The following is a 21057-nucleotide window of genomic DNA, read 5'->3' on the forward strand; positions in this document are numbered from 1 at the left end:
CGTTCTCCTGACAGGCGCGGTGGCCGTGAGCGTCAAGCGGCGAGCAGGCCCGCGCGCGTCGTCGGCATCGCGACGAAGCCCGGCAACGCCTCGATACGCGCCAGCCACGCGCGCACGTGCGGATACGGTTCGAGCGACACACCGCCTTCCGGTGCGTGCGCGATGTACGTGTACGCGGCGATGTCCGCGATCGTCGGCTGCGCGCCGGCCGCGAACGGCTTGCCGGCCAGCTCGCGATCGATCACGTCGAGCACCTTCGCGGCCGTGCGCTTGGCCGCTTCCGGGTCGAGCTGTGCGCCGAACACGGTCACGAGCCGTGCGGCGGCCGGGCCGGATGCGATCGGGCCGGCCGCGTACGACAGCCAGCGCTGCACGACGGCCGCGCCGACCGGATCGTCGGGCAGCCAGTGCGCGTCGCCGTAGCGCTTCGCGAGGTACACGAGGATCGCGTTCGAGTCGGCGATCACGGTGCCGCCGTCGTCGATCACCGGCACCTGCCCGAGCGGATTGAGCGCGAGAAACGCCGGTTCGCGCTGCGCGCCGGCCGCGAGATCGACGTCGATGGTCCTGGACGGCAGCCCGAGCAGCGACAGAAACAGCCGGACACGGTGCGCGTGCCCGGACAACAGGAACGAATAAACGCGGATCGGCGAAGCAGGCTTGCTGGCGACAGACATGGAAACACTCCGGAAGCTCGCGCCGCCGGGGATCGGCGACGAACGGCTCCAGCGTAGCGCTCGCCGTTCGTCGCCAGAAGACGGATAATCGAGGAAACATTATCCGCTTCCATAGGACAATCGACGATGGCCGATCTGCGCGACGTGAACCTGAACCGGCTGGCGATCTTCGTCGCGGTGGTCGAGGCCGGCTCGCTGACGGCCGCGGCCGAGCGGCTCGGCCTCGCGAAGACGGTCGTCAGCACGCACATGCAGCGCCTCGAATCGGAGGTCGGCGCGAACCTGCTGGTACGCACGACGCGGCGGCTGAGCGTAACCGATGCCGGGCGCGTGTTCTACGACGCGTGCCGCGACATCGTGCGCGCCACCGAAGCCGCGCTCGACGCGGTGTCGTCCGACGCCGGGCCGCTGCGCGGCACGCTGCGCGTGAGCGTGCCGATCGACTATGGCGCACTGGTCGTCGCGCCGGCCGTCGTCGCGCTGCGCGACCGGCATCCGGCGCTCGCCGTCGAACTCGTCGCGAACGACCGCGTCGTCGATCTCGTCGCGGACAACCTCGACGTCGCGATCCGCATCGGCCGCCTCGCCGATTCGAACCATCGCGCGGTGCAGCTCGGCACCTACGAGAAATGGCTGGTCGCCAGCCCGGCGTTCGTCGCGCGACACGGGTTGCCCCGCGATCCGGAGGCGCTCGCCGCGCTGCCGTTCGTGATGTTGTCGTCGCTGCCGCGCCCGCATACGCTCGAACTCGACGACGCGCGCGGCGGCCATGCGTCGGTGCGCTGCGTCGCGCCGGTGGTGTCGAACACCGCGACCGCCTGCCGCGCGATCGTGCTCGCGGGCGGCGGTTTCGGGCTACTGACGGATTTCTCGACCGCGGACGACGTCGCGGCCGGCCGGCTCGTGCGGCTGCTGCCCGGTTGGCGCACCGCGCCGGCCGGGATCCATGCGGTGTATCCGTCCACACGGCTGCCGTCGCCGAAGGTGCGGGCGTTCATCGATGCGATGAAGGCGCGGCTCGGGCAAACGCCGGTCGCGCCCACGACGAGGCGCTCACGTTCGAACTAGCGGAAAAATGAAGAAACGCGAAGGTCGGCGCTCAATACGCCTGCATGAGCCGTCTCATCAGCAACGACTTCAGATCCCGGCGCGTATCACACACGATATGCACATGGATCGTGTCGCCGCGCACGTCGTAAATGATGCGATTCATTCCCGCAACGACTTCGCGATACTGACTGAGGTCGATATGCGCCAGCTCGTCGGGAATCCTGCCCTGAGCCGGAAAAGCACGGATCGACGCGATGGCGTCCTTGATCTGGCGATAGCTGACTTGCCAGGTTTCCGAGCCGAAGTTCGACAGAAGATAACGCTTCAACGCCTTCAAATCTTCTTCCGCGGAGCGAAGAACGACAACGCGTAACGTCATTGATCGTCGTCCTTGTCGAGGTCGGCAAAGACCTCCTCGACGGGACGAAAGTGCCCCTGGTCGATCTCGCGATTGCCCAGCGCAAGCAGCTTCAGCAGCGCGAGTGTCTCTTCATGCTCCTCATACGACTTGACGTCCATGACCACGAGCTTCGCCTCGCCGTTCTGGGTGATGAGCATCGGCTCGCGGCTCTCCGAGATGTCCTTGACGATCTCGGCCGCGTGGCTCTTGAGATAGCTGATCGGCTTGACTTGAGTCGAGAATTTCATGGAACGCGTCCTTTGCCAGACACCGGATGAGACTGATTATAGTCTGAATTCAGTCTCGCGCGAGATGGGATAGTCGACCGCTCCCGACGTCCTTACCCGCCCGCTTCCCCCAACGTCCCCAGCAGCACCTTCCTGCAACTCGCGACCACCTGCGCCTCCGGATCGCGGTATTCGGTGAGCAGCCATGCGGCGCCGACGTTCGTCATCGCGCCCACCAGCGCGAGCCCGATCAGCCGCTGCTCGGTGCGCTCCGCCGGCGTCACGGGCTCGCGCGGCACGCCGATCGCCATGATCAGCTTGCCGAAGTCGATCAGCATGCGCTGATACGTCATGTCGGTATCCGCACTCACGCCCATCACCTCGAGCAGCAACACCCGCGCCGCGCACGGGTCGCGCAGAAACGCGAAGAACGCGGCGAGCCCCGCGTCAACGCGTTCGCGCAGCTCGCCGCCGCGCGCGGCGACTGCCTGCGCGACCGCGTCATGTAGTTGCTGCGCGTGATGCAGATAGGTGCAGCGCAACAGATCCTCGGTGCTGTCGAACGCCGCATAGAAATAGCGATCGTTCAGCTTCGCTTCCTGGCAGATCGACCGGACGGTCGCCTTGCGAAAACCCACCGTGCCGAACACGCGCGTCGCCGCGCGGATCAATGCGTCGCGCCGCTCGGCGGCCCGTACCTCGGGCGCCACGCCGCCATACGACCGGCCTCTTTTTTCCGTTTCGAGTGCTTTCTCCATTCCGCTATTTGACATCAGGACACCCGAAAACTAAAGTGGTGACGACAAACACCACAATAGACGCGCCGCCGATACAGCGCAAGCGGAACGGGAGGAACGACGGATGAAGGGGTTTTCCGGCAAGGTCGCCGCGATCACGGGCGCCGGTTCGGGCATGGGCCGCAGCCTCGCGGTCGAGCTCGCACGGCGCGGCTGCGAGGTCGCGCTCGCCGACGTCAACGATGCCGGTCTCGCCGGCACGGCGGCCGCGTGTACGTGGCACGGCGTACGCGTGAGCACGCGCCGGCTCGACGTCGCCGACCGCGACGCCGTGTTCGCGTGGGCCGACTTCGTCCGCGCCGAACACGGCAAGGTCAACCTGATCTTCAACAACGCGGGCGTGTCGCTGGCCGCCAGCGCCGAAACCGCGCGCATCGCCGATCTCGAATGGATCGTCGGCATCAATTTCTGGGGCGTCGTGCACGGCACGCAGGCGTTCCTGCCGCATCTGCGCGCGTCGGGCGACGGCCACGTGGTCAACACGTCGAGCCTGTTCGGGCTCGTCGCGATGCCGACGCAAAGCGCGTACAACGCGACCAAGTTCGCGGTGCGCGGCTTCACCGAGGCGCTGCGGATGGAACTCGAACTCGACGGCGCGCCGGTGAGCGCGACCTGCGTGCATCCGGGCGGCGTCGCGACGAACATCGTCGACGCGGGCCGCGTCGATACCAGCATCCACGCACTGACGGGGCAGGACGAAGCGACCCATCGCCGCCAGGCCAACCGCCTGATCAACGCGACGACGGCCGACGAGGCCGCCCGGCAGATCCTCGCGGGCATCGAGCGCAATGCGCGCCGCGTGCTGGTCGGCGCCGACGCGCGCCGGCTCGACAGGATCGCGCGGCTGCTCGGCGCCGGTTACCAGTGGCTGATGCTGCGCCACGTGCGCCGCGCCCGCGAACGCAACCTTCGCCCGAAGGAAGTCCCCGTGGGAGAACGCGCCCACGCCCCGGCCGCGCGCCCCACCACGCCGACCAAGGACCCCGCATGAGCTCGACGACGACCGACCGGCGCGACGCGCCGCCCGCCCCCAGCGCTCGCCGCGACCATGGTGATGGCAACGACCTCGACGTGCTGATCGTCGGCGCCGGCCTGTCCGGCATCGGCGCCGCGTATCACCTGAAGCAGCGCTGCCCGCATGCGAGCGTGGCGATCGTCGAGGCGCGCGACGCGATCGGCGGCACCTGGGACCTGTTCCGCTATCCGGGCGTTCGTTCGGATTCCGACATGTTCACGCTCGGCTACAGCTTCCGGCCGTGGCACAGCGACAAGGCGATCTCCGACGGGCAGACGATCCTCGACTACATCCGCGACACCGCGCGCACCTACGGCATCGACGAGACGATCCGCTACGGCCAGAAGGTCGTCGCGGCCGACTGGGATTCGAACCGCGCGCGCTGGACGGTGCGCATCGAACGCACGCAAAACGGCGCGACTGACACGCTCGTCTACACCTGCCGCTTCCTGTTCATGTGCAGCGGCTACTACGACTACGACGCCGGCTATCTGCCCGACTGGGCAGGCATGGACACGTTCGAGGGCCAGCTCGTGCATCCGCAGCACTGGCCGAAGGATCTGTCGTACGCGAACCGGCGCGTGGTCGTGATCGGCAGCGGCGCGACGGCCGTCACGCTCGTGCCGTCGATGGCGGCCGATGCGCGGCACGTGACGATGCTGCAGCGCTCGCCGACCTACATCGTGTCGCTGCCCGCGCGAGACAAGATCGCGAATGCGCTGCGCCGCGTGCTGCCGTCGCGGCTCGCGCACCGGCTGGTACGCGTGAAGAACGTCCTGCTGACGATGTACCTGTACAACGTGTCGCGCCGCAAGCCCGACCGGACGAAGCAATTCATCATCCGCGCGGCCAGCAGGCAGCTCGGCCCCGACTTCGACGTCGCGAAGCACCTGACGCCGCGCTACATGCCGTGGGACCAGCGCGTGTGCCTCGTGCCGAACGGCGACCTGTTCAAGGCGATTCGCGCGGGCCGTGCCTCGATCGTCACCGACGAGATCGAGCGCTTCACGCCGACCGGCCTCAAGTTGAAGAGCGGCCAGCAGCTCGACGCGGACGTGATCGTCACCGCGACTGGGCTGAAGGTTAAGATGCTCGGCGGTGCGCGGGTCACGGTCGACGGCCGCGCGGTCGATTTGCCGGAGACGGTGTCGTACAAGGGGATGATGTACAGCGACGTGCCGAACCTCGCGTCGTCGTTCGGCTACACGAATGCGTCGTGGACGCTGAAAGCCGAGCTGATCGCGCGCTACGTGTGCCGGCTGCTCAATCACATGCGCGCAAACGGGTACGACACGTGCGTGCCGCGGCTCGGCGCCGGCGATCTCGGCGACGTGCCGGCCGTCAACCTGAGTTCGGGTTACATCCAGCGCGCGGCCGGCATCCTGCCGAAGCAGGGGCACCGCAAGCCGTGGAAATTCCACCAGAACTACGTGCTCGATCTCGCGTCGCTGAAGTTCAGCGCGCTCGCCGATTCCGCGATGCATTTCGAGCGCCGCGCCAAAACCGGCCCGGCCGCCACCGCGCCGGCTGCCGAACCCGCACTCGAAACCCGCTGAGGCCGACATGACTCCTGTGCTCCATCTGATCCAGAACGTGCTGCTCGGCGTCGTCGCGGTGCTCGCCGCGCTCGCGCTGTTTTCCGGTTACGTGGCCCGTCGCGTGACGCGCGCGTTTCCGCCCGAAGGGCGCATCGTCGACATCGACGGCGACCGCATCCACTACGTCGAATACGGCAATGGCCCGCCGATCGTGTTCGTCCACGGGCTCGCGGGGCAATGGCGCAATTTCGCGTACCTGCCGCTCACACGGCTCGCGCAGCGGCATCGCGTGATCCTGCTCGACCGACCGGGAGCCGGCCGCTCGCTGCGCGGCGCGGCCTCGCAGGCGAACGTGTTCGCGCAGGCTCGCACGGTCGCCGCATTCATCGACGCGCTGAAGCTCGACAAGCCGGTGCTGGTCGGCCACTCGCTCGGCGGCGCGATCGCGCTCGCGGTCGGCCTCAACCATGCGGACCGCGTGAGCCGGCTCGCGCTGATCGCGCCGCTGTCGCACGAGCAGACCGAACCGCCCGCGCCGTTCAAGCCGCTGATGCTGCCGTCGCCGCTCGTGCGCCGTTTCGTGTCGTGGACCTTCGCGATCCCGCTGACGATCCTGACGGGCCGCAAGGCCGTGCGTCAGGTGTTCGCGCCGGAGGACGTGCCGCGCGACTTCCCGGTCAAGGGCGGCGGCCTGCTCGGGATGCGCCCGCACGTGTTCTACGCGACGGCGACGGACCTGCTGTCGGCGCCCGTCGACCTGCCCGCGATGGAGCGGCGCTATGCGGAGCTCGCGCTGCCGGTCGACGTGCTGTACGGGCGCGCCGATCCGATCCTGAACTGGCGCGAGCACGGCGACGCGCTCGCGAAGAAATCGGCGCGCGTGCGGCTGAAGGTCGTCGAGGGCGGGCACATGCTGCCGGTCACGATTCCCGAAGCGACGGCCGACTGGCTGCTCGAAATCGCCGCCGCGCCGGTCGACGTCGCCGCGCAGCCAGTACGCATCGCGTAGATCGCGGCAATGAGCCGGGCCTGATTCCGTGCCGGGCAGCCGGCGCCGCGACGGAATCAGGCTTCGTCGTCGGGGATCGACAAGCCGAGATCCGAGAGCACCTCGCGCGCGCTGCGGAATGCCTCGACCGCGGCCGGCGCGCCGGCGTACAGCGCGCTGTGCAGCAAGACCTCGCGGATCTCGACGAGGCTCGCGCCGTTGTTGAGCGCGCCGCGAATATGCCCCTTCAGCTCCGTGCCGCGGCCGAGCGCCGCCAGCATCGCGCACGTGCACAGGCTGCGCGTCTTCAGGTCGATCCCGCCGCGCTGCCACGTGCTGCCCCACGCATGTTCGTTCAGCCAGTCCTGCAGCGGACGCGAGAATCCGTCGAGGTCGCGCATCGCGCGCTCGACGAACGCCTCGCCCATCACGTCGATCCGCCGCGCCTTGCCGTATTCCCTGTCCTGTTCGCTCATGTCCATGTCCTGGTTGGGTCGGGGCCGCTTCGGCGTCGCCGGCAGCCGAGAGATGTCCTGCCATGTTCATGCGCGCGGCGGGGTTTCGTCAAAGATGCGGCGCTCGGTTCGCAGCCGTTCGCGTCGCGGACGGCCGAACGCTACGTAACATCCGGCCGCGCGTTACGGCGCCTTACGGGAACATCGCAGCCGGGACGTTCACGCACCGCGCGCGCCTGCCGCGCGAAACCGCCATTCCTCCGTTTAAATCGCATCGATATTCCCTATTTCCGCAACAAATCGCGACATCGTTTCGCGAAACCTGTCATGGCGCGGAATTTGCAGTGAAGGCTTGGACACACTTCCAATGTCGAGGCCAACATGCACACTTTCTTCAAGAAGACGACGGTAACGATGGCCGTCTCGTCACTCCTCGCGCTGTACGGCTGCGGCTCGGTCGATGGACCGACGACCCCGCCGACGATCAAGCCGAGCACGTCGGGGACGGGCGGTAGTTCGGGGACTTCGGGTACTTCGGGCAGCGGTAGTTCGGGGTCGTCGGGTACATCTGGTACGTCGGGCAGCACGTCGGGTAGTACGTCTGGCAGTACCTCCGGCAGCACCTCCGGCAGTACCTCCGGCAGCACGTCCGGCAGCACGTCGGGCAGCACCTCCGGCAGTACGTCGGGCAGTACGTCGGGCAGTACGTCCGGCAGCACCTCCGGCAGCACCTCCGGCAGTACCTCCGGCAGCACGTCCGGCAGTACCTCCGGCAGTACCTCCGGCAGTACCTCCGGCAGTACCTCCGGCAGCACCTCCGGCAGCACGTCGGGCAGCACCTCCGGCAGCACGTCGGGCAGCACCTCCGGCAGCACGTCGGGCAGCACGTCGGGCAGCACCTCCGGCAGCACGTCGGGCAGCACCTCCGGCAGCACGTCGGGCAGCACCTCCGGCAGCACGTCGGGCAGCACCTCCGGCAGTACGTCCGGCAGCACCTCGGGTACCTCGGGCACCTCCGGCACCAGCGTCACCCCCCTGGGCAATGTCCTGCAGAAATCCGGCAACCTCGTGACGGCGCTCGGCACGACGGTCGTGAACGGCGGCGCTCAGATCGGCGGCGTGCAGATTCCCGGCACGAACCCGACCACGGCCACCAGCATCGGCAACGCTGTCGGCAGCCTCGGCAGCGGCGTGCAATCGCTCGGCAACGGCGTCGCGGCCGGCCTCGGCTCGATCGGCGTGTCGGCGAACCCGCTCGGACCGACGCTGACGTCGACCACCGGCCTGCTGACCGGCGCCGGCGGTGCGGTCAACAACCTCGGCAATGCGGTGACGAGCCTCGGCACCGGTCCGCTGTCGCCGCTCGCGCCGGCGACGACCCTGGTCGGCAGCCTCGTCAACACGGTCGGCACCGCGGTCAATTCGACCGCATCGGCGCTGAACACGGCGCTGAACAGCTCGCCGGTCCAGCAGCTCGAAACGCAGCTCGGCAAGGTGATCAACCCGATCACGAACACGCTGACCGGCGGCGCCACGACGCCGGGCGTCACGCAGACGCTCGGTGGCGCGACGCTGCTCGGCACGCCGCTGAACGGCCTGCTGGGCACGCTCGGCAGCGGCCTCGCGCTCGCGGGCACGAAGGTCGGCGGCGCGACCGACAACCCGGTCGGCACGGGCCTCGGCGGCGTCGTGGGGCAACTCGGCAACACGGTGACGTCGACGGGTGGCCTCGTCAACGCCAACAACGCGGGCAGTTCCAGCAGCGGCACGGGCGGCAGCAATCCGCTCGCCCCGATCACGGGCCTGCTCGGCACGTTGACGGGTGGTCTCGGCGGCGGCAGCTCGAGCGGTTCGGGCGGCACCAGCGGAACGAGCGGCACCAGCGGCGGCCCGCTCGCGCCGATCACCGGCCTGCTCGGGACGGTGACGGGCGCACTCGGCGGCATCGGTTCGAGCGGCACCAGCGGCACGGGCGGAACGAGCGGGACCGGAGGCACCAGCGGCACCGGTGGCGCGGGCCTCGGCGGCCTGCTGGCGCCGGTCACCAACCTCGTCAACTCGCTGACGCCGCTCGGCGCGAGCCTCACCGGCACCGTCACGACGCCGGGCGGCAACCTGTCCGGCACGCTCGGCGGGTTGCTGACGAGCGGCCCGGTCGGCACGCTCACGGGTGCGCTGGGAACGCCGGCCGGCTCGGCCGGCGCCACCGGCACGGTCAGCCCCGGCGGCGCGGCCGGCACCGTGACGACGCCGAGCGGCAGCGGCTCCGTGGTGACCGGCCTGACCGGCAGCACGGGCGGCGCCACCGCAGGCGGCACCGGCAACCTGCTGTCGCCGGTGACCAACCTGCTCGGCGGTCTGCTGGGCGGCGGCACCAAGAAGTAAGCTTCAACGCATCACGTATCAGAACGACAGGCCAATGGCCGGGCGCGCATCCATAAACAGCCCGGCCGACGGCCGGCGCCACCCGCCAAGCGGGGGCGCCGGCCCTCATCCCCACGAGGATCCGATCATGAATTCCACGCTCGACGGCGTCGTCGCTGCCCCGGACCGCCCACCCCGCTCCGCCACGCCCTTGCGCGCCGGCCTGCTCGGCATCACGGCTGGACTCTTCGCGCTGTGGATCACGCGCGACCACCCGGCCCTCGACGCGGCCACCCGCGCGGTCATCGCGAGCCTCGCGATCATCGGCACGATCGCGCTGCACGAGCTCTTCATCTCGCGTGTCTACCTGCGCCCGAGCGCGGGGCTGTCGCGGCAGGCCGTCCGGCCGCTCGGCATCGCGCGCGTGGCGACACGGCTCGGCGCGCTGACGTCGATCTATGCGGGCATCGGCCTCCTCTACTGGCTGCTGCCCGAATACCACGGCGCGTTCTACCTGCCGTTCTGGTCGCTGCTGCGCTCGCTCGCGCCGTACGTGATCGTCGCCGCGCCGTTCTACTTCGCGTGGATGGACCGCCACCAGCGCGAGACGGACGACGCGTACCTGCTGTGGGGCCTCTTCCTGTTCCGCCGCGAGCAGCCCGCGAGCTGGAAGCCGGTGCGCGAAATGCTGGCCGGCTGGGGCGTGAAGGCGTTCTTCCTGCCGCTGATGACCGTCTACCTGTCGAAGGACGCCGATCACCTGAGCGCGTCGCTCGCGAACGCGATGCATGCGCCGATGACGATCGCGACCTTCGTGTTCATGTACGACCTGTCGTTCACGATGGACCTGATGTTCGGCACCGTCGGATACCTGTGCACGTTCCGCATCCTCGACAGCCACGTGCGCACCGTCGAGCCGACGACGCTCGGCTGGGTGGCTGCATTGATCTGCTATCAGCCGTTCTGGTCGCTGATCTCGAACAACTACATCCGCTACGAAGGCTCGGTGTTCTGGGACAACTGGCTGCTGTCGGCGCCGACGCTGCGCGTGATCTGGGGCGCGACGATCATCCTGCTGCTGCTGACCTACGCGCTGTGCACGATCTCGTTCGGGCTGCGGTTCTCGAACCTCACCCACCGCGGGATCATCACGTCGGGCCCGTATCGCCTCACGAAGCATCCGGCCTACATCACGAAGAACCTGTCGTACTGGATGGTGTCGGTGCCGTTCGTCGAGCCGCTCGGCTGGCAGATCGGGCTCATGCACTGCGCGGGGCTCGTCGCGGTCAACCTGATTTACTACACGCGTGCGAAGACGGAAGAGCGTCACCTGATGCGCGATCCCGACTATCGCGCGTATGCCGAATGGATCGCGCAACACGGGTTGTTCGCGCGGATCCGGCAGGCGTTCGGCGCTCGGCAGGCGGTGTGACGGAGCGAGCGGAGCGGCCATTCATGCCGCTCCGGTCCTCGCGTGGGTGTCGACCTGCCTGTCGCGGGCGTCGCACCCGCGACGACACCTTTCCGCCAACGCCTTCCGGCGCTTGACGACGCGCTTGCGCATGGACTTCCTGACGTTTCGACCCGTCCCATGCGGCCAATTGTCGCGAAACACCGCGATTCCGCGCTTTTCGTCGCCGTTCTCCGTCAGTCCGATTGCCTGCCTCCGACGCGTCGCGTATGGTGCTGGCCGTCCGCGTCCGATCCGTCGCCGGACACCCGACCGTCGTCCCGCACGACGGCCGTGCGGGCCGTGCCCGCCGCTCACCGTCTCCGCGACGCCGCCCGCCGGCGCCGCGCATTCATGAGGAAAGAGGCGTGATCCACAAAGTCCTGATCCTGTTCGCACTCTGCATCGCGGGCCTCGCCGCGATCGCCGCCGGTTTCCAGCACATCCCCAGCTGATTCGCGGCCCCGGCTCGCTTCGCCGAGCCCGGGGGCCGCACCCGCTTCCGTTCCCTTTTGCGATGAACCTCTTTCCCGAACCGCCCGGGACGGGCGGCTTTTGCCATGCGTATCGACGTACAGCATTCCCAGCACGACATCGACGACGAACTCGACACCCTTTATGAACGCCTCCACCAGCCGGGCCATCGCCTGTACGGGCTGCCGGCCGTCGCGCTCGGCCGCTCGGGCCTGATCGTCCGCCATCGCGAAGCGGACGGCGAATACTTCCTGTATGTCGAGGAGCCGGCCGCGCGCCAGCTCGCCGGTTATACGGTGTTCAACCGCCTGCCCGAAATCCCGCGTCGCGCCGACCGCTACCTGCGCGCACCGCATACGCGGCTGCGCGGCTCGGCACAACGCCAGGGTCTCGCGACGATGCTGTACCGCTGGGGACTCGACGCTGGCCTGTGCCTGATCAGCGGCGCGCGCCAGTCGGTCGGCGCCGCGCGGTTGTGGACGGCGCTCGCGCAGGATTACCGGCATGGCTTCGTCGATGTCGAAGGCCGTGCGCTGCGTTATCTCGGCGAAACCGTTGCCGACGACGTGCACGGTGCGCTGCATACGCGGCGGCTGTTGCTCGGCAGCGGGTGGGGAATCGGTGAATTCGCGCGTGCGGCCGGAATGAGCGATGCGGCCCGCACGCCGATGCGATAATCCGTCGAACCCGCGCGACGCGCCAGTTCAACCCGCCAATCGAAACGCCCTTCGATGACCATCGATCCCCGAACCGATGTCACCCGCCCACTCGACATCGTCGCGCTGTGCGGCAGCCTCCGCGCGCAGTCGTACAACGCGGCGCTCCTCGATGCGGCCGCGCTCGTCGCCCCGCGCGGCATGCGCATCGCACGCTTCGATCGTCTCGGCGAATTCCCGCTGTTCAATCCCGATGCCGAATACCCGACGCCCGCCGCGGTGCGCGATCTGATCGACCGCCTGAACGCAGCCGACGGCGTGCTGATCGCCAGCCCGGAATACGCGCACGGCGTAACCGGCGTGATGAAGAACGCGCTGGATTGGGTCGTGGGATGCGAGGCCGTCGTGTACAAGCCCGTGGCCGTGTTGAACGCGTCGCCGCGCGCGACGCATGCGGACGCGGCGCTGCGCGAAACGCTGTCGGTGATGTCGGCGCGCATCGTCGAGCCCGCATCGATCGCGCTGCCGATCCTCGGGAGCCGGCTCGACGCGGCGGGCATCGCCGCGTATCCACCGTTCTCGTCGGCGCTCGTCGAAGCATTGCACGCGCTGCGCACGGCGATCGACGATCCGGCGCCGGCGCTCGGCAACCCGCACGCCTGAGCGCACGGCGTGGCGTTATCGCGCCTTCGCGCGCGTCGCCTTCTTCGCGGGCCGGGCCGCCTTCGCGCGCGGCGCTTCCTTCTCGGGCTGCGCACCGCCGCCGGCGAGATCCTCGAGCCATGCGAGCGCATCGACGTACGACAGGAACTGCTGCAGATAGTCTGGCGACAGCTCGCGCATCGTCGCGAGCGAGCGGTGCACGAGGCTGTTCGAATTGAGCGGCCCCGCGTTGCGCGGCACCTGGTCGAGCGACTGGCGGTATTGCTGTTCCGTGCGGACTTTCGACCACATCGTGCGGAAGTAGTCGACCAGTTCGGGATCGAGACCGCGCCGATCGGCCTGCGCATCGCGCGCGAGCCCTTCGACGAGCGCGGCAAGCGCGCCGCGCGCGGGCGCACCCGCCGTGGCTTCCACCGTGTCGCGCGTGGTATCGGCGTCATCGGCGCGCGCGACGACCTCCGCAAAGCCTTCGATCAGCGTCGCCAGCCGCGCGTCGAGCAGCGCGCGTGCGGCGCCGTCGAGCACGGCCGCGCGCCGTTCGAGCGCGTCGATCCGGTGAAAGCGCACGGGATCGAGCCGATCGGCGCCCTGCTCGCGCCACGCGTCGAGCGTCGCGCGCACGTGCGTCGCGTCGCCCGTCACTTTGCCTTTCCTCCGTTCGACGCCGATTTGCGCGGCACCGGCGCGATTTCCACGCGGCGGTTCTTCGCGCGGCCTTCATCGTCCGCATTCGAGCTGACCGGCTGTTCGGAACCGAACGCGGCCGCGAACACCGACGACGCAGGCACGCCGGCATCGATCAGCGCGCGCGTGACCGTCAACGCGCGCTTGGCCGACAGTTCCCAGTTGTCCGCGAACAGGCGGTTGCCGGCGTGCACCTGCTGGTCGTCCGCGAAGCCGCTGATCATCAGGATCTCGTCGCGCGTCTTCAGGTACGTGGCCAGCGGGCTGGCCAGCGTCTTCAGCAGGTCGCGGCCCGCGGGCTGCAACTGGTCGGAGTTCAGCGCGAACAGCACGCTGCCGCTGATCCCGATGCGCCCGTTCACGAGCGTCACGCGGCCGGCCGCGAGCGGCCCGGCGAGCGCCTGTTCGAGCGACTTGCGCTGCTGCGCCTCGAGCTGGCGCGCACGCACCGCTTCCTCGAGCTTCGACGTGAGCTGAAGCTGCATGCCGATCACGCCGACGAGGATCAGCACGAACGCGCCGAGCAGCACCGACATCAGGTCGGCGAACGCGGGCCACACCGGCGCCGATTGCGCGCCGCCGTCGATTTCGTCGTGCATGCGTTACGCTCCGACGGGCGCCCGCCGGCCGGCGAGCTGCTGCAGGTCTTCGACGATCTGCTTCTGCGACATCACGCTCAGGTCGATCACTTCGCGCGCCTGCGCGACGTAGTACTCGAGCTGTTCGTCGCTGCGCGCGAGCGATTTCTCGAGCGCGGCCTCGATGCGCTGCAGATGGGTCAGCAACTTGTCGTTCGATTCGCCGAACACCTGCACGGCCATCCCGAACGCGTCGCCGAGGCTCGCCACTTCGACGGCGCCGGCCGTGACCTGCGCGGCCACCGAATCGAGCTTGCGCGTCTCGGTGTCGACGGTATCGTTGAAGCGCGCGCCGACGCGGTCGAGCAGATCGGCCGACGCGCTGACGAGCGCGTCGATCGCGGCGCGCTGTTCCGTCGACGCGTGATTGACCGCGCCGAGCAGCGTCTCCAGCGTCGCGAGCAGGCGGCTGCGTTCCTCCAGCGTCGCGGTGTCGCGCACCATGCTGTCGGACAGGCGCTGGCGCAGCTCGGCGACGACGTCGGCCGCAGCCTTCGGCGCCTCCGACGCGGCCTGCACGAGACGCGCGATTTCGTTGATCGTGTCGCTCGCGTGAACCTGCGCCTGCGCGGTGATGTCGTTCGCGGTGCGGGCCAGCGTGTCGCAGATGTCCTGCTGGCGCGCGGCGGCCTGCGCGCTCGTCTGCGCCCATTCGTCGCGCAGCGCGGCCGCCATCGCCGCGAGCGAATCGTTCCAGGCGGACAGGCGGGCTTCGTCGCGTGCGGCCAGTTGCGATTGCAGGCCGGCGTGCGACTCGCGGATCGTCGTCAGCAGATCGTTCGAGCGCTGTTCGAACGTCGACGCCTGTGCGGCGAGATCGCGCGTCGTTTGCGCCAATGCGTCGCAGACTTCCTGCTGGCGGCCGGCGCTGTGCACGCCCGCGCGCTGCCATTCTTCGCCGAGCTTCGCGGCCATCGCGGTCAGCGAACCGTTCCATGCCGACAGACGCTCTTCGTCGCGCGCAGCCAGCTGCGTTTGCAGACCGGTGTGCGAATCGCGAATCGTCGACAGCAGATCGTTCGCGCGTTGTTCGAACATCGAAGCTTGGGCGGTGAGGTCGCGCGTCGTTTGCGCGAGGGCGTCGCAGATTTCCTGCTGGCGGCCGGCGCTGTGCACGCCTGCACGCTGCCATTCTTCGCCGAGCTTCGCAGCCATCGCGGCCAGCGAGTCGTTCCACGCCGCCAGACGTTCTTCGTCGCGGGCCGCCAGTTGCGATTGCAGGCCGGTGTGCGAATCGCGGATCGTCGACAGCAATTCGTTCGAGCGTTGCTCGAACGTCGAAGCCTGTGCGGTAAGGTCGCGCGTCGTTTGCGCCAAGGCATCGCAGATTTCCTGCTGGCGGCCGGCGCTATGCACGCCCGCGCGCTGCCATTCTTCGCCGAGCTTCGCAGCCATCGCGGCGAGCGAATCGTTCCACGCCGACAAGCGTTCTTCGTCGCGGGCCGCCAGTTGCGTCTGCAAACCGGCGTGCGATTCGCGCATCGCGGCGAGCGTCGCACTCGAATGGCGTTCGAACGTCGCGGCGGCTTCGCCCAGCGCGCACGCATGCTGGCCGGCCAGCGTCTCGCCGACCTGCTCCTGGCGCGAGAGCGCATCGCGCCACGCGTCCGACAGGCGGCCTTCGGTCGATTCGAGGCGCGTCGCGACGCCGTCGAGCAGATCCGACGAACGCTGCGCGAACGTCTCGGTGAACTGGCCGAGCGTCGTCTGCAACTGCTGCGCGACGGCGTCGCCCTCGCGGCGCTGTTCGTCGAGCGCGCGGTTCCACACGGCCGTCACGTTGGCGGTGGTCTTCTCGAAGCCGTCCGTCAGCCCGTCGAGCTGACGCTGCACCGCGCCCGTCACGGTGTCGCGCAGCGCGGCCATCTCCTGCGCGAGCCCCGTCATCGTCGCGGCGACGACCGGCTGCAGCGCCGCACCGGCCACGCGCGCGCTTTCGGCGGCGCTTTCCTTCAGCGCGTCGCCGACGTTCGACGCAAGGCCCGCGTACGCCCGCTCGGTCCGATCGAAAAACGCCTGCTGACTGTCGAGCTGGCGATCGTGCAACGCGACGCTGCGCGCCTCGAGCGTCGTCATCATCGTCTGCAGCCGGTCGACCAGCGCCGGCATCACGTCGGCCTGGCGCTGCAGCAGTCGGAACGATTCGTCGCGCTGGTGCGCGGAAGAATGCACGCGCAGCGTCGTCGCGATCTTCGCGTCGAGCTGCTGGGCCGCATCGATCCGCTCGCGGCGCACGAGCGCGGACAGCAGGCCGAGCATCGCGGACGTCGCGACACCGGCGATCGACGTGCCGAACGCGAACCCGAGCCCCTTCACCGGCGCGATCAGCGACGCGCGGAGCGCATCGAGATCGGTCGCGCTCTCGAGCGCGGCGCCCGTGCCCTTCAGCGTGACGACCATCCCGAGCAGCGTGCCGAGCATGCCGAGCAGCACCAGCAGGCCGACGAGGTAAGGCGTGAGCGCCGGGCCCGGCAGCGCGACGCGCGCGCCTTCGACCCGTGCGCGCACCGCGCCGCGCAGGCCCGGATGCAGCGTATCGAGCCACGTGTCGAGCTTCGCGGGCGGCTCGGTCAGGCCGCCAACCGCGCGCGACAGCGTGGCGGTCGCCTGCCGGTAGCGCAGCAGCTCCCATGCGCCGGCGACGTAGCACGCGCCGATCAGCAGCGTGACGGCCGCCGCCAGCGGGTTCGACGCGACATAGCCGGCACCGATCCAGCCCACTGCGAGCAGACCGGCGACGAAGACAACGAGATCAAGGCGAATTCTGGACATAGCGTGTTGATTAGCAGGTGCGAAGGGCCGCGAGCAGCCCGTCTACCGTTTGAAACCGGACTTCGAGTTCGGCAAGCAGGATGCTTTGCATCTCGTCGCGAAACGTATCGAGCCATGCGCCGGGCACGAGCGCCGCGACGGTCGGGGTGTCGGCCACCGTGCCTTCGGCGGCAGGCACATCGGCAGCAGCGGCCGTCGCGGCCGAGGATTCGGCCTCGGCCAGCGCCTGCCGCTCCGCTTCGCGCAGCCGCGCGAAGCGCGTGCCGAGCAGCGCGGGCACGGCCGACAGCAGGCTGCGCTCGCGCGCGCCGAGCACGCGCTCCATGATCGTGTCGAGCGTCGCGAGCCGCGCCATCCCGGACGAGCGCGCGGCGAGCGCGACCCGCAGGCGGCCGCGCAACTGGCCGATCGCCGTTTCCATGTCCTGCTGCAGGGTCAGATAACGCTGGCGAAAGTCCGCGAAATCGGCCGTGTCGGCGGCCGGCGGCGGCAGGTCGCCCGGCCGGCGCCGCGCCCGCGGCCGGGTGGCCGTGATCGCCTGCGCGAGGTCGTGGCGCACGCGGGCGCAGTCGCGCTCCGCGTCGTAGCCGCGCACGCCGGCCGCGACGCCCGGCGGGCTCGCATTCAGCGCGGACGACAGCGTGATCGCGTCGGTCCAGCCGAGCCACTGGCTCAGCCGGTCGGACAACGTTTGCCGGGATTCCGCGACGTCGGCATCGGCCAGGCGCGCGAGCAGCCGGACGAGCGTCGGACCGCTCAACGCCGGGCGCGGAGATGCGTGCACCATGCTGCAAACCGTCAAAAAAGGCAGCAGTTTACACGTCGTCGGGCCGTCGGCCGCCAGAATCGGGGAAGCGGCGGCGCCCGGCGCGCCGTGCGACCGACGCGAACGCCCGTCGCGCAAGGCTCGACGGGCGACGACGAGGGTGGGAAACATGCCCGGAGGCGGCCCGCATGCGGCCGCGCCATCGGGAAGCCATGCGTTCGCGAGACGCCGACGCGCGCTCGGGCGAGCGTCCCGGCCGGTTCGTGCCGGCAGCCGGCGCCGATACGGATCGGAAATGAAAGCGCTCAGATCCCCGCTTTCGGCGCATTCAGGATCAGCCGCAGTCCGAGCAGCGTGATCGCGCCGGCCGCGATGCGGTCGACCCATTTCTTCGCGCGCAGGTAGAGTTCACGCGGCCGGCGCGTCGAGAAGCACAGCGCGACGAGCGTGTACCAGCCGAATTCGACCGCGAACACGAGCGGCGGCAGCACGAGGTAGCACCACAGCGGCGGATGCTGCGGAAGCAGCGCCGCGAAGATGCTGCCGTACCAGATCGCCGTCTTCGGGTTGCTGAGCTGGGTCGTGAGGCCGGTCAGGAACGACTTGCGCGCGCTGCCGCCGGCCATTGCCTGCGGATCGTCCATCGCGATCGGCCGGTCGGCGCCGCGCCAGATCTTCGACGCCATGTAGATCAGGTAAGCGCCGCCCGCGATCTTGAGGCCCACGTACAGCCATTCGACGGCCTGCAGCAGCGTGTAGAGCCCGGCCAGCGCGACGCCGCCGAACACGATGCCGCCGATGCCCATGCCGAGCGCGGTGGCGAGCCCGTCGCGACGCGACAGCCCGATCGAATTGCGGGCCACCAGTACGAAGCTCGGGCCGGGAATCATCGCGCCGAGAAACAGCGCAGCCAGGATGGCGAGTACGGCAGCCGATGCGGTCATCGAAGTCTCCTTGGTCAGCGACGCCGCTGCGCCGGCGCCTGCGTGTCGTTTCCGACGGTCGAGCCGCTGATTCTGGCACGCTTCGCGCGTAGCCGAAAGCGGTCGTGCGCTGCTATGCTGGCCCTCTTTCCCGTCACTGCGCGCCGCCCCATGATCGAGACTCGCGTCGCCCGCCATCCCGCCGCTGCAGTTGCCGTCGAAGCAATCTCGCGCGAGGACGACGCGCGCCCGACCGTCGGCATCGAATTCGACGGCGACGCGCCCGGAAATTCGACGCCCGGCACCGAGTTTCCCGGGCGCGATCGGTCACCCCGCGCGGCTCGTCCCCTTTTTCTTCCTTCGACCGAACCTCCCGCCATGCGCGCTCTTCGCCTTTCCGCCCTGCTGCTCCCGCTGCTCGCCGCACTCCCGCTCGGCGCCCGCGCCGACGGCCTGCCGAAGTCGATCGCCGCGCAATTGCCACCCGGCTACCAGCCGCTGCTCGCGCACGCCGGCCCCGATCTCGACAACGGGCGACACAGCTTTCTCGTCGTCGTGCATCGCGCGGTCGATACGCGCGAACAGCCGTCGCCGCGCCCGCTGCTGATCTACGAGGAGCAGGCCGATCGCACGTATCGGCTCGCCGCACGCAACGATCAGGTCGTGCTGCGCGCGAACGACGGCGGCCAGTGCGATCCGTTCGACCCCGACGATGCCGCCGACAACGGCTTTTCGGTGAAGGGCCGCTATTTCACCGTGCAGAATTTCGTCGCGTGCGGGCAGCACTGGACCGACTACATCACGTTCCGCTACGACCCGCGCACGCACGGCTGGCTCTTTTCGAACCAGATCGTCACCGAATCGTTTCCGCTCGAGGGCAAGCCCGACCACGTCACCGTCACGCGCGCCGACCCGCATCGGCCGGTGTCGTTCGGGCAGTGGACGCCCAAGGACTAGACGCTGCGCGCAGCGGCGCCCGCGGCGGTGCCGTTTTTCAATGCGGCGCGTCGCCCGCCCGCCGCTCGCGACAGCCGGCCAACGGGTCTACCATAGGCGCTCGTCGCCCGCGGGCGACCGCCGGCACGGCATGCGGCTTGCGCCTGCCCCTTTCCTCGTTGCACCCGCACAGGAGGACGTCATGACGCAACACTTCGATGCGATCGTCATCGGCACCGGCCAGGCCGGACCGCCGCTCGCCGCGCGGCTCGCCGGCGCCGGCATGAAAGTCGCGATCGTCGAGCGCGGCCGCTTCGGCGGCACCTGCGTGAACACCGGCTGCATCCCGACCAAGACGCTGATCGCGAGCGCGTACGCCGCGCAGCTCGCCCGGCGCGCCAGCGAATACGGCGTGTCGATCGGCGGCCCCGTCACCGTCGACATGAAGGCGGTGAAGGCCCGCAAGGACCAGATCTCCGGCCGCTCGAACCACGGCGTCGAGCAATGGGTGCGCGGCCTCGACAACACGACCGTCTTTCAGGGTCATGCCCGATTCGAACGCGCGAACGCGGTGCGCGTGGGCGATGAAGTGCTCGAAGCCGAACGCATCTTCATCAACGTCGGCGGGCGCGCGCAGGTGCCCTCGATGCCGGGCCTCGACACGGTGCCGTACCTGACCAACTCGACGATGATGGACGTCGACTTCCTGCCCGACCATCTCGTGATCGTCGGCGGCAGCTACGTCGGGCTCGAATTCGGCCAGATGTACCGCCGCTTCGGCTCGAAGGTCACGATCGTCGAGAAGGGCTCGCGCCTGATCGGCCGCGAGGACGAGGACGTGTCGCAGGCCGTGCGCGAGATCCTCGAAAACGAAGGGATCGACGTGCAGCTCGACGCGAACTGCCTGAGCGCGCGCCGCGACGGCGACGGCATCGTGGTCGGCCTCGACTGCGCGGGCGGCGGCCGCGAGGTCGCGGGCTCGCACCTGCTGCTCGCGGTCGGGCGCGTGCCGAACACCGACGATCTGGGGCTCGACCGCGCGGGCATCGACACCGACACGCGCGGCTACATCACCGTCGACGACCAGTTGCGCACCAACGTGCCCGGCATCTGGGCGCTCGGCGACTGCAACGGGCGCGGCGCGTTCACGCACACCGCGTACAACGACTACGAGATCGTCGCGGCCAACCTGCTCGACGACGATCCGCGCAAGGTGTCCGACCGTGTCACGGCCTACGCGATGTACATCGATCCGCCGCTCGGCCGCGTCGGCATGACGCTCGCGCAAGCGAAGCAGACGGGCCGCCGGCTGCTGGTCGGCACGCGCCCGATGACGCGCGTCGGCCGGGCGGTCGAGAAAGGCGAAAGCCAGGGCTTCATGAAGGTGATCGTCGACGCGGACAGCCACGCGATCCTCGGCGCGTCGATCCTCGGCGTGACCGGCGACGAAGTCGTGCACGGGATGCTCGACGTGATGACCGCCGGCGCGCCTTACACGACGATCAGCCGCGCGATGCACATCCACCCGACCGTGTCGGAGCTCGTGCCGACGCTGCTGCAGGATCTGCATCCGGTCGAATGACG

22 protein-coding genes are annotated in these 21057 nt (G+C 69.3%); 11 read left to right on the forward strand and 11 right to left on the reverse strand.

Annotated features, from left to right (window positions below):
* Window positions 1-32: 32 nt before the first annotated feature.
* Window positions 33-677 (reverse strand): glutathione S-transferase, encoded by a 645-nt coding sequence (locus HWX09_RS23595; protein ID WP_027782384.1) that lies wholly within the window; start codon window positions 675-677, stop codon window positions 33-35.
* Window positions 678-803: 126 nt separating this feature from the next.
* Here HWX09_RS23595 and HWX09_RS23600 point away from each other — a divergent pair, with 126 nt between their 5' ends.
* Window positions 804-1745: a LysR family transcriptional regulator gene (locus HWX09_RS23600; protein WP_027782383.1), complete on the forward strand. Its 942-nt coding sequence runs from the start codon at window positions 804-806 to the stop codon at window positions 1743-1745.
* Between the two features lie 31 nt (window positions 1746-1776).
* Here HWX09_RS23600 and HWX09_RS23605 read toward each other — a convergent pair whose 3' ends face one another.
* The 3 genes from HWX09_RS23605 to HWX09_RS23615 form a co-directional block, all read right to left on the reverse strand.
* The gene (locus HWX09_RS23605; RefSeq protein ID WP_027782382.1) at window positions 1777-2106 is read right to left on the reverse strand and encodes a type II toxin-antitoxin system RelE/ParE family toxin; all 330 of its coding nucleotides are present in this window, start codon (window positions 2104-2106) and stop codon (window positions 1777-1779) included.
* Window positions 2103-2375: a type II toxin-antitoxin system Phd/YefM family antitoxin gene (locus HWX09_RS23610; RefSeq protein WP_027782381.1), complete on the reverse strand. Its 273-nt coding sequence runs from the start codon at window positions 2373-2375 to the stop codon at window positions 2103-2105. The genes HWX09_RS23605 and HWX09_RS23610 overlap by 4 nt, the downstream gene beginning before the upstream one ends.
* Before the next feature lie 92 nt (window positions 2376-2467).
* The gene (locus tag HWX09_RS23615) at window positions 2468-3112 is read right to left on the reverse strand and encodes a TetR/AcrR family transcriptional regulator (RefSeq protein ID WP_230469067.1); all 645 of its coding nucleotides are present in this window, start codon (window positions 3110-3112) and stop codon (window positions 2468-2470) included.
* Between the two features lie 103 nt (window positions 3113-3215).
* Here HWX09_RS23615 and HWX09_RS23620 point away from each other — a divergent pair, with 103 nt between their 5' ends.
* The 3 genes from HWX09_RS23620 to HWX09_RS23630 are packed head-to-tail and all read left to right on the forward strand — an operon-like array spanning window position 3216 to window position 6713.
* Window positions 3216-4142, forward strand: a complete 927-nt coding sequence (locus tag HWX09_RS23620) for an SDR family NAD(P)-dependent oxidoreductase (RefSeq protein WP_027782379.1) — start codon at window positions 3216-3218, stop codon at window positions 4140-4142.
* Entirely contained in the window at window positions 4139-5722 is a 1584-nt protein-coding gene (locus HWX09_RS23625; RefSeq protein WP_027782378.1) for an NAD(P)/FAD-dependent oxidoreductase, read from the forward strand. Before HWX09_RS23620 ends, HWX09_RS23625 begins: the two co-directional genes overlap by 4 nt.
* Before the next feature lie 7 nt (window positions 5723-5729).
* Window positions 5730-6713, forward strand: a complete 984-nt coding sequence (locus HWX09_RS23630) for an alpha/beta hydrolase (RefSeq protein WP_027782377.1) — start codon at window positions 5730-5732, stop codon at window positions 6711-6713.
* A 56-nt stretch (window positions 6714-6769) separates the two neighbouring features.
* Here HWX09_RS23630 and HWX09_RS23635 read toward each other — a convergent pair whose 3' ends face one another.
* Both HWX09_RS23635 and HWX09_RS23640 read right to left on the reverse strand, forming a co-directional pair.
* On the reverse strand, window positions 6770-7168 hold the full coding sequence (locus HWX09_RS23635; RefSeq protein ID WP_027782376.1) for a carboxymuconolactone decarboxylase family protein: 399 nt from the start codon (window positions 7166-7168) through the stop codon (window positions 6770-6772).
* A 263-nt stretch (window positions 7169-7431) separates the two neighbouring features.
* Entirely contained in the window at window positions 7432-8232 is an 801-nt protein-coding gene (locus tag HWX09_RS23640) for a hypothetical protein (RefSeq protein ID WP_244135818.1), read from the reverse strand.
* Here HWX09_RS23640 and HWX09_RS23645 point away from each other — a divergent pair.
* The 5 genes from HWX09_RS23645 (at window position 8216) to HWX09_RS23665 (ending at window position 12754) form a co-directional block, all read left to right on the forward strand.
* Window positions 8216-9532: a collagen-like triple helix repeat-containing protein gene (locus tag HWX09_RS23645; RefSeq protein WP_027782374.1), complete on the forward strand. Its 1317-nt coding sequence runs from the start codon at window positions 8216-8218 to the stop codon at window positions 9530-9532. The two genes, HWX09_RS23640 and HWX09_RS23645, sit on opposite strands and share 17 nt — an antisense overlap.
* A 127-nt stretch (window positions 9533-9659) precedes the next feature.
* Window positions 9660-10943 (forward strand): isoprenylcysteine carboxylmethyltransferase family protein, encoded by a 1284-nt coding sequence (locus HWX09_RS23650; protein WP_027782373.1) that lies wholly within the window; start codon window positions 9660-9662, stop codon window positions 10941-10943.
* Window positions 10944-11191: 248 nt separating this feature from the next.
* A complete protein-coding gene (locus HWX09_RS23655) occupies window positions 11192-11416 on the forward strand; it encodes a hypothetical protein (RefSeq protein WP_143751648.1) in 225 nt (74 codons plus the stop codon).
* 105 nt (window positions 11417-11521) lie between these two features.
* Window positions 11522-12112 (forward strand): hypothetical protein, encoded by a 591-nt coding sequence (locus HWX09_RS23660; RefSeq protein WP_027782372.1) that lies wholly within the window; start codon window positions 11522-11524, stop codon window positions 12110-12112.
* Window positions 12113-12166: 54 nt separating this feature from the next.
* Window positions 12167-12754: an NADPH-dependent FMN reductase gene (locus HWX09_RS23665; protein ID WP_027782371.1), complete on the forward strand. Its 588-nt coding sequence runs from the start codon at window positions 12167-12169 to the stop codon at window positions 12752-12754.
* A 15-nt stretch (window positions 12755-12769) separates the two neighbouring features.
* Here the strand turns inward: HWX09_RS23665 and HWX09_RS23670 are convergent, their stop codons facing one another.
* The 5 genes from HWX09_RS23670 to HWX09_RS23690 form a co-directional block, all read right to left on the reverse strand.
* Window positions 12770-13396, reverse strand: a complete 627-nt coding sequence (locus tag HWX09_RS23670; protein WP_027782370.1) for a DUF2894 domain-containing protein — start codon at window positions 13394-13396, stop codon at window positions 12770-12772.
* Window positions 13393-14037 (reverse strand): OmpA family protein, encoded by a 645-nt coding sequence (locus tag HWX09_RS23675; RefSeq protein WP_027782369.1) that lies wholly within the window; start codon window positions 14035-14037, stop codon window positions 13393-13395. Before HWX09_RS23675 ends, HWX09_RS23670 begins: the two co-directional genes overlap by 4 nt.
* A 3-nt stretch (window positions 14038-14040) precedes the next feature.
* The gene (locus tag HWX09_RS23680; protein WP_027782368.1) at window positions 14041-16848 is read right to left on the reverse strand and encodes a DUF802 domain-containing protein; all 2808 of its coding nucleotides are present in this window, start codon (window positions 16846-16848) and stop codon (window positions 14041-14043) included.
* A gap of 10 nt (window positions 16849-16858) precedes the next feature.
* Entirely contained in the window at window positions 16859-17635 is a 777-nt protein-coding gene (locus HWX09_RS23685; protein WP_027782367.1) for a DUF3348 domain-containing protein, read from the reverse strand.
* A gap of 284 nt (window positions 17636-17919) precedes the next feature.
* The gene (locus HWX09_RS23690; protein ID WP_027782366.1) at window positions 17920-18558 is read right to left on the reverse strand and encodes a LysE family transporter; all 639 of its coding nucleotides are present in this window, start codon (window positions 18556-18558) and stop codon (window positions 17920-17922) included.
* Window positions 18559-18915: 357 nt separating this feature from the next.
* Here HWX09_RS23690 and HWX09_RS23695 point away from each other — a divergent pair, with 357 nt between their 5' ends.
* Both HWX09_RS23695 and HWX09_RS23700 read left to right on the forward strand, forming a co-directional pair.
* Window positions 18916-19494 (forward strand): hypothetical protein, encoded by a 579-nt coding sequence (locus tag HWX09_RS23695; RefSeq protein WP_027782365.1) that lies wholly within the window; start codon window positions 18916-18918, stop codon window positions 19492-19494.
* A gap of 181 nt (window positions 19495-19675) precedes the next feature.
* On the forward strand, window positions 19676-21055 hold the full coding sequence (locus tag HWX09_RS23700; RefSeq protein ID WP_027782364.1) for an FAD-containing oxidoreductase: 1380 nt from the start codon (window positions 19676-19678) through the stop codon (window positions 21053-21055).
* The last annotated feature ends 2 nt before the right edge of the window (window positions 21056-21057 follow it).

It is taken from the genome of Burkholderia sp. BCC1208, assembly GCF_902833095.1.
Lineage (GTDB): Bacteria > Pseudomonadota > Gammaproteobacteria > Burkholderiales > Burkholderiaceae > Burkholderia.

Excerpts from the sequence above, each read along its gene's own strand:
- HWX09_RS23650 (WP_027782373.1), top strand. The coding sequence starts at position 9,660 with ATGAATTCCACGCTCGACGGCGTCGTCGCTGCCCCGGACCGCCCACCC.
- HWX09_RS23635 (WP_027782376.1), bottom strand. The coding sequence starts at position 7,168 with ATGAGCGAACAGGACAGGGAATACGGCAAGGCGCGGCGGATCGACGTG.
- HWX09_RS23680 (WP_027782368.1), bottom strand. The coding sequence starts at position 16,848 with ATGTCCAGAATTCGCCTTGATCTCGTTGTCTTCGTCGCCGGTCTGCTC.
- HWX09_RS23685 (WP_027782367.1), bottom strand. The coding sequence starts at position 17,635 with ATGGTGCACGCATCTCCGCGCCCGGCGTTGAGCGGTCCGACGCTCGTC.
- HWX09_RS23665 (WP_027782371.1), top strand. The coding sequence starts at position 12,167 with ATGACCATCGATCCCCGAACCGATGTCACCCGCCCACTCGACATCGTC.
- HWX09_RS23690 (WP_027782366.1), bottom strand. The coding sequence starts at position 18,558 with ATGACCGCATCGGCTGCCGTACTCGCCATCCTGGCTGCGCTGTTTCTC.
- HWX09_RS23615 (WP_230469067.1), bottom strand. The coding sequence starts at position 3,112 with ATGGAGAAAGCACTCGAAACGGAAAAAAGAGGCCGGTCGTATGGCGGC.
- HWX09_RS23695 (WP_027782365.1), top strand. The coding sequence starts at position 18,916 with ATGCGCGCTCTTCGCCTTTCCGCCCTGCTGCTCCCGCTGCTCGCCGCA.
- HWX09_RS23700 (WP_027782364.1), top strand. The coding sequence starts at position 19,676 with ATGACGCAACACTTCGATGCGATCGTCATCGGCACCGGCCAGGCCGGA.
- HWX09_RS23625 (WP_027782378.1), top strand. The coding sequence starts at position 4,139 with ATGAGCTCGACGACGACCGACCGGCGCGACGCGCCGCCCGCCCCCAGC.
- HWX09_RS23675 (WP_027782369.1), bottom strand. The coding sequence starts at position 14,037 with ATGCACGACGAAATCGACGGCGGCGCGCAATCGGCGCCGGTGTGGCCC.
- HWX09_RS23630 (WP_027782377.1), top strand. The coding sequence starts at position 5,730 with ATGACTCCTGTGCTCCATCTGATCCAGAACGTGCTGCTCGGCGTCGTC.
- HWX09_RS23610 (WP_027782381.1), bottom strand. The coding sequence starts at position 2,375 with ATGAAATTCTCGACTCAAGTCAAGCCGATCAGCTATCTCAAGAGCCAC.
- HWX09_RS23655 (WP_143751648.1), top strand. The coding sequence starts at position 11,192 with ATGGTGCTGGCCGTCCGCGTCCGATCCGTCGCCGGACACCCGACCGTC.
- HWX09_RS23605 (WP_027782382.1), bottom strand. The coding sequence starts at position 2,106 with ATGACGTTACGCGTTGTCGTTCTTCGCTCCGCGGAAGAAGATTTGAAG.
- HWX09_RS23600 (WP_027782383.1), top strand. The coding sequence starts at position 804 with ATGGCCGATCTGCGCGACGTGAACCTGAACCGGCTGGCGATCTTCGTC.
- HWX09_RS23620 (WP_027782379.1), top strand. The coding sequence starts at position 3,216 with ATGAAGGGGTTTTCCGGCAAGGTCGCCGCGATCACGGGCGCCGGTTCG.
- HWX09_RS23595 (WP_027782384.1), bottom strand. The coding sequence starts at position 677 with ATGTCTGTCGCCAGCAAGCCTGCTTCGCCGATCCGCGTTTATTCGTTC.
- HWX09_RS23660 (WP_027782372.1), top strand. The coding sequence starts at position 11,522 with ATGCGTATCGACGTACAGCATTCCCAGCACGACATCGACGACGAACTC.